Consider the following 12,985-nt stretch of genomic DNA (forward strand, 5'->3'; position numbering starts at 1 on the left):
CGGTGGTCGGCCGGGCCAGTGTTCCTGCCGCGGCGTGGCCGCCGGCCGAGCTGGTCGCCACGGCGGCGGACGCCCTGCGTAACCCCGGTCTGGTGGTCATCGCGGGGGCGCCGGGGACGGGCCGCACGGGCGTGCTGAAGCGCCTCGGGGAGTCCTTCCGGGGCACGGTGTTCAGCGGTGGCGCGCTGGCGATGCTGCGCGGCGTGCCGGCCCTGCCGCTGTCGCGGGCGGTGCGGGTGCGACTGCCATCACATGAGGCGCCGCTCCTCGCGGAGGCGGTCCGCTCCCGCGTGCGTCACGGCCTGTTACTCCTCGACGACCTCCAGTGGGCCGATCCGATGACGATCGCCGCGCTCCCGGCCATCGCCGAGCACTGTCGGATTGTCGTCACATTGCGCACACCGCACCGCCTGCCCGGCGACGCCGAGCGGGCCCTGCGCGCCGCCGCGACCGCGTGGCTGTCCATGCCGCCGATGCCGGCCGACGCCGCCGCCGCCCTCGTGCGCCAGCTCGCCCCGTCCGCGTCCGCCGCCGTCGTCGCCGACGTCGTGCGCCGCGCCGGCGGCGTGCCCCTCGCCGTGAGCGCCCTCGCCAAGCACGTCGCCCAGGGCGGGGGACTGACCGACACCTTCGACAAGGGCCTCGCCTACGCCGTCGCCGGCGCCCTGGCGGACCTGACCCGCCCGGCCCGCACCGCCATGGCCGCCCTGGGCCTGCTCGGCCGCCCCGTCACCGCCACCGTCCTCGGCGAGGGCCTCGCCGAGCTCGTCGAGACCGGCCTGGTCGAGCTCGCCGACGGCGTCGCCGCGCCCGTCTCCCCGTACACCGCGGAGGTCGCCGCCGGCCTGCTCGACACCGCCGAGCGCGCCGCACTGCACCGCCGCCTCGCCACCCTCGTCCCGCCCCGCGAGGCCGCCCGGCACCTCGCCGCGGCCGGCGCCGCCGCCGAGGCCTACCAGGTCGCGGTCACCGCCGCCGCGGCCGCCGAGTCCTCCGGCGACCGGGCCGAGCTGCTGCTGCTGGCCTGCGACCTGCCCGGCGTGGACCCCGAACCGGCCGTGCGCATCGCCGCCGCCCGCGCCGCCCTCGGCGCGGCCGGCCCCGGCTCCTGCCTGCGGGTCATCCCCGCCGGGACGCCGGACCCTGCCGGTGCGGTGCTGCGCGGGGAGGCGCTGCTGCAGCAGGGCAACCCGGTCGCCGCCGCCGACGCCGTCTCGGAGGTGCCCGACGACGCGCCGGCCGAGACCGTCGGCGCCCGCGACCGCATCCGGCTGCTGTCCATGCTCACCACCGACCCCGACGGCGCCGTCGCCCGGGCCGAGGCGCTGCTGCAGGCCCACGGCGACGCGCCCGCCCACACCGGCCTGCGCGCCGCGATCGCCGCGGTCCGGGCCGGCACCCGCCAGCCCGGCTGGGAGTACGGCCTGGCCTCCGCCGCGTCCGCGGCCGGGCAGGCCGGCGACGCCCTCGCCGCCCGCTGGTCGGCGTGGCTGCTCGTGGAGACCCTCACCGCCGACGCCCGCCTCGCCGAGGCCGCCCAGGCCGCCGCGGCGGCCGCCGCCGCCTGCGCCGGCGACCTCGCCTACAGCTGGCAGACCCGGTTCCTCGCCGCCCAGCTGTGGTGCGACGCCCTGCGCGGCGCCGAGATCGACGAGGTGGTCCGCCGGGCCGGGGACCTCGCCGACCGCACCCTGCCCGCCCTGGCCCGCGGCTACGCCGTCGCCGCCGCGTCCCTCGCCGAGGCCGACGGCGGCCTGCTCGCCCCGGCCCGGGCCCGCCTCGACGCCCTGCAGAACCGGCCCGCCTCGGCCGGGCCGCTGCTGGACTGGGTGACCCGCGAGGCGGCCTGGCTCGACGGCCGGCCCGACCAGGCGGTCGTCGACGCCGCCCTGGCCGACGCGTCGCCGCTCGTCGACGGCCTGCGCCGCATCACCGCCCGCTGGGCCGCCTACGACGCCGGGGTCGCCGTCGACCCCGTCCCCGCCGACGCGCCCCTCGCGCCGGTGCGGGCCACCCTGGAGGCGTGGAAGGCCCCGGACCGCTTCGCCGAGGCCGCCGCCGCCTGGCACGAGCTGGCCCGCCGCGAGGAGGTCCGCTGCCTGCTCGCCCAGGGTCTGCTCGAGGACGCCGCCGACCAGGCCGTCCCGCCGCTGCTGGAGGCCGAGCGCCTGGCCGAGGAGGCCGGCCTGGTCGTGCTGCTGGGCCGGGCCCGTCGCGCCCTGCGCCGCCACTCCATCCGCCGCGACACCCGCGGCCGGCGCGCCGGCGACGACCTCACCGACCGCGAACGCGACGTGCTGCGCCTCGTCGCCAACGGCGAGCCGACCCGCCGCATCGCCGGCCAGCTCGGCATCTCCCGGGAGACAGTCGAGACCCACATCCGCTCCGGCATGCGCAAGCTCGGCGCCCGCACCCGCACCGAAGCCGCCGCGCTAGCCATCGAGGAGCTTGGATGATTTGCCGGGTCTTGTGCCCAGTGCTTTCCTTAACGCATGGTGAGCGCATGTTTTCTCCGATGAGCCGCTGATGGCGGGAGATCCGGCACTCGCGCCGCGGTACGTCGTGGCCACCGGCGCGGAGGCGACCGCCGTCCTGCGCCGCCTCGCCCGGGCCGGCTGGACCACCCGGGAAGGCTTCGCCCTGACCGACCAGGCCTGGGACGTCTCCGACGCCCGGCTCGCCCTGTTCGGCCGCGTCGGCGACGCCGACACCGCGGAGCTCGCCCTGCTCGCCGCCGCCCGCGGCGCCGGGATCGTCGCCATCGCCGACGCCACCGCCGAGATCGGCCGCGCCCTGTTCGCCGACCTCGGCCGCATCGGCCCCGTCACCACCGACCCCGACGCCGAGCTCGGCACCGCCCCGCCCGAGGAGTCCGGCGGCCCGGTCCTCGCCCCCGAGCAACGCGCCCTGCTGGAGCGCCTCGCCGGCGGCGAGACGATCGCCGCCGCCGCGGCGGCCGAGTTCCTGTCGCTGCGCACCGCGAACCGCCGCATCGCCGAGGCCCGCGAGGTCCTCGGCGTGCGCACCACCCGCGAAGCCGTCCTGGCCTACTTGCGCATGCGCCGCGAGGGCTGACCCGGCCCGGCTGCGCGGCTGCCCGGCCCGCGAGGTCCTCGGCGTGCGCACCACCCGCGAGGCCGTCCTGGCCTACCTGCGCATGCGCCGCGAGGCTGACCCGGCCCGGGCTGGTTCCGCGGCCGCCTGACCCGGGCCGCGTCCGGGGTCAGGCGCTCGCGGCCCGGTTGTGCAGCTGCCTGACCCGGGCCGCCTCCCGGGTCAGGTGGTCACGCTCCGGGACGCTCGGCGCGGCGCGGGCCGCCGCCGCGTACAGGTCCGCGGCCCGCTCGAGGTCGCCGTCGCGCTCGTGCAGGTAGGCGGCCACCGCCTGGTACCGCGGCAACGCGGGGTCGACGCCGGCCAGCGCCGCCAGCCCGGCCCGCGCACCGTCGGCCTCGCCGACCGCGACCGCCCGGTTGAGCCGCACCACCGGGCTGTCGCCGGTCAGCCGCAGCAGCTCGTCGTACCACTCCACGATCTGCACCCAGTCCGTCTCCGCGGCCGTGGGCGCGTCGGCGTGCAGCGCGGCGACGGCGGCCTGGGCCTGGTACTCGCCGAGCCGGTCCCGGGCGAGTGCCTCCTGCAGGACGGTGACGCCCTCGGCGATGAGGCCGGTGTCCCACCTCGACCGGTCCTGCCGGCCGAGCGGGACGAGCCGCCCGCCCGGGCCGGTCCGCGACGCCCGCCTCGCGTGGTGCAGCAGCATCAGGGCCAGCAGACCCGCCGCCTCCGGGTCACCGGTCAGCGTGTGCAGCTGCCTGGTGAGCCGGATCGCCTCGGCGGCCAGGTCGACGTCGCCGCTGTAGCCCTCGTTGAAGACCAGGTAGAGGACCCGCAGTACCGTCGCCGGATCCCCGGGCTGGTCCAGCGCCAGCCCCGCGAGCTTCCGCTTGGCCCGGCTGATCCGCTGGGCCATCGTCGCCTCCGGGACCAGGTACGCCGCCGCGATCTGCCGCGTCGTCAGCCCGCCGACGGCGCGCAGGGTCAGGGCGACGGCGGAGCTGTGCGGCAGGGCCGGGTGGGCGCACAGGAAGTACAGCCGCAGCGTGTCATCGGTGGCCGGCGCCGCCCCGGGCGGCGGCTCCGCGTCGACCGCCAGCTCCCGCCCCCGCCGCGACGCCTCGGCCCGGGCCGCGTCGAGGAACTTGCGCCACGCCGCCGCGACCAGCCACCCCTTCGGGTCGCGCGGCGGGTCGTCCGGCCACGTCTCCAGGGCCCGGATCAGCGCCTCCTGCACCGCATCCTCGGCCGACGCGAAGTCCGCCCCGCGCCGGACGAGGATGCCGATGACCGCGGGCACCAGCTCCCGCAGCACCCGCTCGTTCACTCCGCTGCCAAGTGCGTCCCGCTGAGGAAGGGGCGCACCTCCAGCCACTCGTGGATCGGCTTCCCACCGGGCCCCGGCGCCGCGGACAGCTCCCCGGCCAGCTGCACCGCCCGGTCCCACGACTCCACGTCGATGATCATCCAACCGGCGATGAGGTCCTTCGTCTCCGCGAACGGCCCGTCGGTCACCGGCGGGCGGCCCTCACCGTCGGACCGCACGAACGCCCCGCCCGGCGTCAGCCCCTGGCTGTCGACGAACTCACCCGACTCCCGCAGCCGGTCCGCGAAGTCCTGCATGTACTGCACGTGCGCGTCGACCTCCTCCGGCGTCCACCGGTCCATCGGCGGGTACTCCCACACCGGCGCCGGCCCACCCCGGTAGTGCTTCAGCAGCAGGTACTTCATGCCCGTACTCCTTCGTCGCCCGCGGCCCCCGTCGGCCGCTCGTGACCCTGGGACGGAGCCGCCCCCGCATTCTCGACACCTTCCCGCACGAGTTTTCCCGCAACCTGTTTCTGCGTAACCCGTGCCCGCGCGACCTGGACGGCGGGTCAGGACGCGGGGCGGTGGCGGCGCTGGACACTCAACGGCCGGACCGGGTCTACGTAACGCGGCAGCCGCGGCTCGGCCGCCCGCAACGGCCGCAGCTCGGCCGTGATCGCGTCGATGATCAGGTCCGTGGCCCGCTGCGCCGCCCCCGGCGACGCCGGGTCGATCCCGGACAGGTTGACGACCGCCCCGAAATGGACCCGCACCACCGGCCGGCGCACCAGCGCCCGGGACAGCGCCCGCACCGTCGGCCCGAACCCGCCCCACGCCGCCACCTCGTGCGCCCCCCACTGCGCCACCGCCACGACCGGCGCCCCGGTGGCCAGGGCGATCCGCGCCATCCCCGTCTTGCCCCGCTCCGGCCACATGCCGGGGTCGAGCGTGATGCGGCCCTCCGGGTACCCGAGCACGTGCGACCCGGCGGCCAGCGCCGCGGTGACGTCGTCGACGGCGGCGGCCACGTTCGCCTGCCGCCGGTTGATCCGGATGTGCCCGCAGGCCCGCATCACCGACCCGACGACCGGCGCCCGGAAGAGCCCGCCGGTGGCCATCAGCCGCGGCGCGAGCCGCACGACCCCGCACGCCGCCGTGATCGCGATCGGGTCGAACGGCCCGATGTGGTTCACGGCGAGAATGACCGGCCCGGCCCGCAGCTCGGCCGGCACGTCACCGGTGACCCGCAGCCGCGCCACCGGCCCGACCACGCCGCGCGCGACCCCCAGCAGCACCCGCCAGACCCGCGGCACCCGCCACGGCACCACGGCCCCACCACCGGCCGGCGCGGCACCGGGGGAGGGGACAACCGCCGATACCGCGGACGCGGCCCCGACGTCGCCGGGTTCGAGCTGGCTGGGTTCGATCGCCGCCCCGTCGCTCACGTGTACGTCGTTTCCGTTCCTGGCGGGGTGCGTGCCGCCCTGCGTCGATTCCGTCCGGTGCGCCGTCCGCGGCGTCCCGGCCCGGCCCGGTCGGGCCGACGATGGAACGGTAGCGCCGCGCCATCCATGCGCAACCGTCCCGGCGGCCGAACTTCACCGCCCGCGCCGACCTGCCCGGTGCACAGATGGTCTGCCGCCGCACTGGGCACCAGCCGGCCGGGTACGGGAACGCCCCTTCTCGGCTGGCGCCCGCGCGGAAGCCTGAGCCCGCGTCCCGGCTGCGACGACCACCACTGCGAGCCGGCCGCCCCGCCGCCCACTGAGCGTGGCGCGGGACGCTTCCGCACCAACCTGGGCTGCCGACAGCCCGCGCTGTCCCGCGCCCAGCAAGGCGACAGCCCAGCACAGCCACGCTGGGTCAGACGGACCCGGCCCGCCCTGCCCGCGCCGAATCCCGGTTGGGCGGCGCGGGCAGGGGACCGGCCCGGTGTTACTCGGCCTCGCGGAGCTCCGCCAGCCGGGCCTCGATCTCGGCGAGCTCGGCCCGCAGCCGCTCCGCCTGGTTCTCGGCCTCCGCGCGGGCCGCGGACACGATCTCCTCCACGGCCTCGTGCACGCCCGGCACGTCGAGCATCGCGACCATCTTCAGCGCCTCGCCGGCCTTGATGACGTAGGGCTTGGCGAGGGCCTTCGCGCCCTGGTTCGCGGCGACCGTCCACTCACCGTCGGCGTAGGCGAGCGTGACGGTCAGCCCGGCCGGGGGCTTGGCCTTCGGGGCGGCGGTCTTCTTCGCCGGGGGCTTGCTCGAGGAGCGCGGCTCCGGCGCGGGCGGCTCGGCGGCAGGTGACGGCGCCGGGTCCGCGGCGGCCGGCGCGTCGGCGGCCGGGGCGTCGGAGTCCGGCTTGGCCGGGGCGGCGCTGGAGTCGGGTTCGGCGGCAACGGCAGGGGCTGGCACGGGGCTCTCCTCACGAGGTGCTGGAACGGCTGGCGTGCGCTTGACCGGCGGGGCCTTCGGCGCGATCGCCAGGTCTGCGGGGGAGAAGGGCAACTCGTCGCGGCCGAACCGGACCACGACCCATTCGTCGGACAGGTCCGGGTCGGTCAGTGCGACGACCTGGCCCAGCTGCCCGGCGATCTGCCCGGCCTGCTCGGTGAACACGACCTTCGGTTTCCGGCCGGCCGCGAGGGTGTCCCGGATCTGCTCCAGATCCAATGTCGACAAGCCCCCCTTGGCCGCGGTCTGCGCGGCAACCATCGCACCCTCCTACCCGCTCAATCGAACATGTGTCGGAACAGTCATACCAGCCACCTATGACATTTTCCGAGTGCGACACACCGTACGATGATCAGGGGAGCTCGTCGATCTCGGCCTGCGGGTCCAAGGTGCGCAGCATCTCCGCCCGGTCCGTCACGATCGCCCAGCCCGGCCGGGCCTGCGCCCGCCGCACCACGTGCGCCGCCGCGACCAGCGCCGGGCCGCCCTCGCCGCCGAACAGCGCGCCCGAGTCGACCGCGTCCGCCGCCGTCAGGTCGTCCACGACCACCACCGGCAGCGCCAGCAGCACCTTCAGCACGTCGTAGTCCTTCGGCGACGTCTGCGCCCACGCCTCGGCCAGGGCAGCGGCCGGCACCGCCAGCACCACACCCTGGTCCACCGCGTGCCAGACGATCGCCGACGAGTACGGCTTCCCGGCCACGAACCCCAGAATTGCCGAACTGTCCAGAATGCGCCCGCCGACCGCCGTCACGCGACCTCCCCGCACGGCAGGCACCCGCAGCGCCGTTGCGCGCCGAGGCCGGTCACGACATCGGGCCGCTCGCCGGAGCCGGGGCCAGCCCCAGCACCTCGCGCGCCCACGCATGGTGCTCCGGGTCCAGCCGGACGCCCCGCTGCGCGTACAGCTCGTTCAGCGTCACCAGCGCCCGGTCCCGGGCCAGCCGTCCCCGCACCGCCTCGGCGACGTACGCCGACACCGACTCGGCCCCGCCCGCGTCGACGAACCGCCGTACCGCAGCGGCGTCGTCGGCGGCCATGGTGACCGTCACCCGCTCCTTGCGCACCTCACGCATACGAACAGCGTAGCGGCCGCATACCCCGCTTACCTACCGTCGCGTCACCCGCGTGGGGGATGTGCGCGCCGACCTGCGTCATTCGTGCCTCACCTTCCGAAACGGATCACCCTACGTGATCAAGCTTTCGACCCAGTGGCGCTGCGCGTCGACGTCGGGGACGGACACGCCCCGGGCCACCGCCAGCCGCGCCCACACGTCGGCCGGGTCGCCGCCGCACGCCACGAGGACACCGGCGGCGACGGTCGCGGACCGGCCGATGCCGAACCGGCAGTGCACCGCCACGTGCCGGCTGGCGCGGTGATGCCCGACGAGCACGGGAAGTACCGACGCGGAGAAATCGGCGCCGGGCGCCTGACGGTCCGGAATCGGCGCGCGCGGGAACTCCAGGCCGGCGTCGCGTGCGCACGCCGGCTCGGCGGCCAGGCCGGTCTCGCGGACCTCGTCGTCGGTCAGCAGGCTCACCAGCACCCGCACGCCGGCGCGGGCCAGGCGGGCCACGTCGTCCTCGAGCCAGTCACCGGGCCGCGGTTTGGCGAGGATGCTGATCCCGTCCACCGTGTACAACACGTTCGATAATGTACATTATGTCAACCAAACGGGGGTCAGATCGCCGGCCGGTAGAAGAACGTGCGGCGCCGGGCGACGCGCCCGCCCCGGAACTCGTACCAGTCCGCGAAGATCTCGTTGAGCGGCACGCCCGCGTGGGACATGCCGTCGAAACGGCCCCAGCAGAACCCCTGCCCGTCCACGGACAGGCAACGGTCGACCTGGTGCCGGCCGGCGGAGACGATGCACCGCCGGCGGTAGAACCCGACGAACGCGTCGGCGCCCTCGATCGGCGGGCAGCCGGGCCGGTGGTAGACGACATCGTCGGTGACGAGCCCGGAAAGCCCGGCCCAGTCCCGGCGGTCGATGACGGTGAGCAGCTTCGCGATGAGCCCCGGATCGTCGCCCATGGGTTCATCACACGCGCCCCCGGGCGGGCCGGTCAACGCCCTGCCGGTCGATGTTTACACCCGGAAACCGGAACGTTACCGGGTCCGGGCGGGCGCACACTACAAGGGTGGTGTGCGCCGGTCGTCGGCGTGCCGGCGCACGCCACCTCCAGCGGTCACACGGTGACGTCGACGTGGTTGCCGTCGTCCGCGGACGCCTTCTGCGTCTCCTCGGCCGGCTGCACGGCGGTACGGGAGGCGGCGAACGCCATGATGAACGACCACGGCGGCACCCCACCGGATCCGCTCGTCACGGCACCGGTCGGTGACAGGCTGTAGCCGGTGGCGCCCTCGATCGCGGCCCGGTCGCCGGGGGTGAGTTTGCTCAGCACCTGCTGTGAGGCGGGCAGGCCGCCCTTCGGCGGGGGTTCCACCGCGGTGACCCCGGGCTCGCTGGCAGCCGGTTTCGGTGGCGGGGCCGCCGGTTGTGCTGCCGGGCCGGTGGCCGGCACTTGTCGAATCTCCATGTTCGAGCCTCCCGAAGCGTCCGTGCTCCAAGCTGATCTTCGCGTACATCACAGCATTTGCGCAGGTGAACGGGCAGCCGGGCGGTCGGCGCGGACAAATAGGACCGAACGGTGGACACGGATCCCAGGTGCCTCAGCGGCACCTAGACTTCTCGGGTGGACGCTCCCGACGTTTCGCAGACCGAGCGGGTCCTCGCGGCGCACCGGCCGGATCTCGCCGCCGGTTTCGCCGCCGCGGTACCGCGGGCCAGAGCCGCGATCCTGGCCCGCCTGTGGGGTGCGCTGTGGCGTGAGGGGATCGTCGCCCGGTCCCGCCTGTCGGGTGCGATGCCGGCCCTGTTCGCCCCTCCCCTGCCGTGCGTGACCGTCGACGGCGTGCGGTTCGACGACCCGGGCGTGCTGGCGGGGGCGCTGGGGCTGCCGGGCGGGTTCCGGGTGGAGCTGGACAACAGCGTCGCGAACCTGGCCCTGGCGATGGCCGCCCCGCCGGTCGCCGGCACCGGCCTGGCCGCCGCGGAGCAGGCCGTCGTCGACGGTCACCCGCTGCATCCGTGCTGCCGTACCCGGCTGGGCATGTCGACGCTGGAGGTGCTGGCGTACGCGCCGGAGCACCGTCCGGTCGTGCCGCTGCGGCTGGTGGAGGCCGACCCGGCCCGGTGGCGCACGGGCGGGGTGCCGCGGCCGCCGCGGTTCCCGGTGCACCCGTGGCAGCTCCCCCGCGCCCTGGCGACCGGCCTGGTGTCCGACACCGGGGTGGACGTGCCGGCGCGGCCGCTGATGTCGCTGCGGACCCTGGAGCCGCTGGCGGAGTGGCCGGGGCTGCACGTGAAGACCGCGGTGGAGGTGCAGATGACCAGCGCGGTGCGGACCCTGTCGGCGGCCGCGGTCCACAACGGGCCGCTCGCCTCGGACCTGGTGGCGGGGCTTGCCCGCCGTACACCCGGGATCCATGTGCTGCGGGAGGTGTCTTCCGGGACGGTCCTGGACGCGGCCGGCGAGCCGCAGCGGGCGCTCGGGGCCGTGTGGCGGCAGGCCCCGCCGGCCGGCGTGACCGTGGTTCCTTTGGCCCTGCTCCCCCACCGGCCGGACCTGCTCACCCCCGGGTTCTTCACCCGGCTCGTCGAGCTGATGGTGCCGCCGCTGCTCGGGCTGCTGGACCTGGGCGTGGCGCTGGAGGCGCACGGGCAGAACACGCTCGTCGAGATCGCGGACGGGCGGCCGGTGCGGGTGCACTACCGGGATCTGGGTGGCATCCACGTCCATCGGGGCCGTCTCGAGCAGCGGGCCGGGGTGCGGATGCCGCCGCTGATCGGGGCGCTGCCGACCGACGACGAGGACGCGCTGCGCACGAAGCTGCTCGCCGCGGCCTTCTCCACGGTCCTGTACAGCCTCGTCGCCGCGCTCGGTGACGACGGGCTCTGGGAGGTGGTCGCCGCGGTCGCCGACCGGTCGGTCGGGCCGGCCGACAAGGGGGCGGTGTTCGGCGACACGTGGCCGGTGAAGGCGACGACCGCGATGCGTCTGGCCGCGGACCCGCTCAGTGACCGGTGGTGCGAGCTACCGAACCCACTGCGCTGATCACGGCCGGCCACAGCGGCCGGGGCGGCACCTCGTGGCCGAGCCCGGGCAGCGGCACGAACGCGGCGCCGGCGAGGGCGGTGCAGAAGCCGGGGTGCCACCAGTCCATCGACGACGAAGCCCCGCCGATCAGCACGATCGGCGGGGCGTTTCGCGGCGTTCCGTACGTTTCGGTGCACAGCATGCACCTCGTTGTACTACACCCGCCCGAAGATCGCCGTCAGCAGCACGTCGTTGATGTCGAACGCGGTCTTCGACGTGTACAGGGTGCCGCCGCTGGTCCGGGAGATGTCCTGCAGGGCGGCGAAGTCGGCGTCGTTGCCGTAGCCGACGGTGACGATCGGGACCTTCTTGTCGCTGGCGGCGTTGGCCTGCAGCTTGGCCCGCAGCTGGTCGAGGTTGAGCCCGCCGGTCGGGTCGTCGTTGGTGCCGTCGGTCATGAGCACGACGAGGTTGGTCGCGCCGGGCTGGAACGCGTCGACGACGGCCTGCTGGGCGGCGGCCGCGGTGTCGTACAGGCCGGTGTCACCGACGGCGGTGAGCTTGTCGATCGCGGCGACCATCTGGTCGCGGCGGGTGGTCTTGCCGGCGACGGCCTCGCCGACCTTGCCGATCGGCACCAGCGGCTTGTAGTCCTGGTTGCCGGCTTGGCGGCTGGAGAAGCTCCACAGGCCGGCGCTGACGTCGGCGTCGAAGAGGGTCACGGCGGCGTGCGCGGCCTCCCTGGCCAGCTGCATGCGGGTCTTGCCCGTGCCGGGGACGGCCTCGTTCATCGACCCGGACACGTCGAGGACCAGCAGCACGTTCGTGGGCCGGGTCAGGGCCGTCCACGTGTCCATCGACTGTTTCACCGACTCGGGCAGCAGCACGGCCCGGGGCACGGTCTTGATCCGGGCGCTGAAGGACGCGTTGCCGGACAGGGCGCTGCCGCCGACCCGGTTCGGGTCGCGGAACCCGGCGTCGAGGAACACCTTGCGCCCCTCGGGCCCGCGGGCGAACGCCAGGAACGCCTTGGCGACCTCCTGCTTGTCCTTCTTCGCCCACGGGGCCTCGAGGATCAGGTAGGGGTTGTCGGCGTCGGCGCTGCCGTTGGACGGGTACACGGCGACGAGCGGGGTGTGCGGGTTGGCCTTGTTGTAGGTCAGGACGTCCTGCTCGAGGGCGGGGAACGCCGACACGTACTGCAGCCCCTGCGCGGCGCCCTGCTTGTCGGCGGCGGCGAGGCCCTCGAGGAGCTGGCCGGTGGTGTTGGTGTACACGGCCCGTTCCTGCTTGAGCTTGGCGAGGGTGGCCTGCTCGTCGGGGGTGACCTCGCCGTCGTCGTTGCCGTCGAGGATCGCCATGAGGGCGAGCAGGCCGGCGGTGGACTGCAGCGGGTCGCTCATCCCGAACTTGAACTTGCCCCATTCGGCCTTGTTGTACTTCGCCCAGCCCTGTGGGTCCGCCGCCACCTTGTTGATCATGTCTTGCCAGGACAGCTCGCCGTCGGGCCAGCCGAGGGCCTCGGCCATCGGTTTCGGCATGGCCAGGACGGTGGGGCTGCGCGCGAGGGACGGCTGCAGGTCCGGCATCATCCGCTCGGCGATCGCCGCGGTGGAGGCCCGCCGCACCCAGGCGCTGGAGTCCGGCACCCACACGTCCGGCGCGGCGCCGGTCTTCGCGTCCCATTCGGTGCCCAGCGCCTGGGCCATGACCGCGGTGTCGCGGCCGGTGACCGACACGTGGGCGCACTGCCCGGCGACGACCGGGTCGGTCTCGGACCACTTCGTGGCTAGCCCCTCCAGGAGGGTGGCGGTGGCCGGCGACGCGACGACGGCCGCCGTGACCGAGCCGGTGCAGGAGCTCTTCACCAGTTTCGCCGCCGCGTAGGCGCCGCCCGCGCCGACGAGCGCGACCACGAGCCCGCCGATGATCCACGGGGTGAACCGAAACCGGCGCTGAGCTGGGCTGGCGCGGTGTGACCGCACGTCCGCCCTGTCGGCCGTGTAGGCCATGGGTGTGCCTCCGGGGGTGGGAAGTCGGCATAGTTTAGGCCCTCGTCAAGTGGGGTTCACGCCGCCCC

The 12,985-nt window shown here is 75.2% G+C and carries 14 protein-coding genes; 3 read left to right on the plus strand and 11 right to left on the minus strand.

The annotated features are described in order from the left end of the window. Together ABD352_RS47800 and ABD352_RS47805 are read left to right on the plus strand one after the other, a co-directional pair. A partial coding sequence (locus ABD352_RS47800; RefSeq protein WP_344619286.1) for a helix-turn-helix transcriptional regulator occupies window positions 1-2,456 on the plus strand: 2,456 nt, incomplete at its 5' end. 70 nt (window positions 2,457-2,526) lie between these two features. Continuing rightward, on the plus strand, window positions 2,527-3,075 hold the full coding sequence (locus tag ABD352_RS47805) for a LuxR family transcriptional regulator (RefSeq protein ID WP_344619287.1): 549 nt from the start codon (window positions 2,527-2,529) through the stop codon (window positions 3,073-3,075). Between the two features lie 148 nt (window positions 3,076-3,223). On the opposite strand, the gene ABD352_RS47810 is transcribed toward ABD352_RS47805, so the two are convergent. The 9 genes from ABD352_RS47810 to ABD352_RS47850 all read right to left on the minus strand — a co-directional run bounded on the left by ABD352_RS47810 (window position 3,224) and on the right by ABD352_RS47850 (window position 9,252). Further along, entirely contained in the window at window positions 3,224-4,384 is a 1,161-nt protein-coding gene (locus ABD352_RS47810; RefSeq protein WP_344619288.1) for an RNA polymerase sigma factor, read from the minus strand. Then, complete coding sequence (locus ABD352_RS47815; RefSeq protein WP_344619289.1) at window positions 4,381-4,788, minus strand: YciI family protein; 408 nt, start codon at window positions 4,786-4,788, stop codon at window positions 4,381-4,383. Before ABD352_RS47815 ends, ABD352_RS47810 begins: the two co-directional genes overlap by 4 nt. 146 nt (window positions 4,789-4,934) lie before the next feature. Further along, window positions 4,935-5,693, minus strand: a complete 759-nt coding sequence (locus tag ABD352_RS47820; RefSeq protein WP_344619341.1) for a lysophospholipid acyltransferase family protein — start codon at window positions 5,691-5,693, stop codon at window positions 4,935-4,937. Window positions 5,694-6,300: 607 nt separating this feature from the next. Further along, entirely contained in the window at window positions 6,301-7,065 is a 765-nt protein-coding gene (locus ABD352_RS47825; RefSeq protein ID WP_344619290.1) for a hypothetical protein, read from the minus strand. A 91-nt stretch (window positions 7,066-7,156) separates the two neighbouring features. Next, window positions 7,157-7,558, minus strand: coding sequence for a hypothetical protein (locus ABD352_RS47830; RefSeq protein ID WP_344619291.1), 402 nt, complete (start codon window positions 7,556-7,558; stop codon window positions 7,157-7,159). Between the two features lie 52 nt (window positions 7,559-7,610). Beyond that, entirely contained in the window at window positions 7,611-7,880 is a 270-nt protein-coding gene (locus tag ABD352_RS47835; RefSeq protein WP_344619292.1) for a hypothetical protein, read from the minus strand. A 111-nt stretch (window positions 7,881-7,991) separates the two neighbouring features. Continuing rightward, on the minus strand, window positions 7,992-8,450 hold the full coding sequence (locus tag ABD352_RS47840; protein ID WP_344619293.1) for a phosphatase domain-containing putative toxin: 459 nt from the start codon (window positions 8,448-8,450) through the stop codon (window positions 7,992-7,994). 35 nt (window positions 8,451-8,485) lie between these two features. Beyond that, on the minus strand, window positions 8,486-8,839 hold the full coding sequence (locus ABD352_RS47845; RefSeq protein ID WP_344619294.1) for a nuclear transport factor 2 family protein: 354 nt from the start codon (window positions 8,837-8,839) through the stop codon (window positions 8,486-8,488). A gap of 155 nt (window positions 8,840-8,994) precedes the next feature. Next, entirely contained in the window at window positions 8,995-9,252 is a 258-nt protein-coding gene (locus tag ABD352_RS47850; RefSeq protein WP_344619295.1) for a hypothetical protein, read from the minus strand. 249 nt (window positions 9,253-9,501) lie between these two features. Between ABD352_RS47850 and ABD352_RS47855 the strand changes: the two genes are divergently transcribed. Further along, window positions 9,502-10,923, plus strand: coding sequence for an IucA/IucC family protein (locus tag ABD352_RS47855; RefSeq protein ID WP_344619296.1), 1,422 nt, complete (start codon window positions 9,502-9,504; stop codon window positions 10,921-10,923). Here ABD352_RS47855 and ABD352_RS47860 read toward each other — a convergent pair. Further along, entirely contained in the window at window positions 10,883-11,107 is a 225-nt protein-coding gene (locus ABD352_RS47860) for a hypothetical protein (protein ID WP_344619297.1), read from the minus strand. The genes ABD352_RS47855 and ABD352_RS47860 overlap by 41 nt on opposite strands. A 13-nt stretch (window positions 11,108-11,120) precedes the next feature. Next, window positions 11,121-12,917, minus strand: a complete 1,797-nt coding sequence (locus tag ABD352_RS47865) for a substrate-binding and VWA domain-containing protein (RefSeq protein ID WP_344619298.1) — start codon at window positions 12,915-12,917, stop codon at window positions 11,121-11,123. Window positions 12,918-12,985 lie beyond the last annotated feature (68 nt).

This window comes from Dactylosporangium salmoneum (genome assembly GCF_039532525.1).
GTDB lineage: Bacteria > Actinomycetota > Actinomycetes > Mycobacteriales > Micromonosporaceae > Dactylosporangium > Dactylosporangium salmoneum.

Excerpts from the sequence above, each read along its gene's own strand:
- ABD352_RS47865 (WP_344619298.1), bottom strand. The coding sequence starts at position 12,917 with ATGGCCTACACGGCCGACAGGGCGGACGTGCGGTCACACCGCGCCAGC.
- ABD352_RS47860 (WP_344619297.1), bottom strand. The coding sequence starts at position 11,107 with ATGCTGTGCACCGAAACGTACGGAACGCCGCGAAACGCCCCGCCGATC.
- ABD352_RS47805 (WP_344619287.1), top strand. The coding sequence starts at position 2,527 with ATGGCGGGAGATCCGGCACTCGCGCCGCGGTACGTCGTGGCCACCGGC.
- ABD352_RS47845 (WP_344619294.1), bottom strand. The coding sequence starts at position 8,839 with ATGGGCGACGATCCGGGGCTCATCGCGAAGCTGCTCACCGTCATCGAC.
- ABD352_RS47835 (WP_344619292.1), bottom strand. The coding sequence starts at position 7,880 with ATGCGTGAGGTGCGCAAGGAGCGGGTGACGGTCACCATGGCCGCCGAC.
- ABD352_RS47825 (WP_344619290.1), bottom strand. The coding sequence starts at position 7,065 with ATGGTTGCCGCGCAGACCGCGGCCAAGGGGGGCTTGTCGACATTGGAT.
- ABD352_RS47815 (WP_344619289.1), bottom strand. The coding sequence starts at position 4,788 with ATGAAGTACCTGCTGCTGAAGCACTACCGGGGTGGGCCGGCGCCGGTG.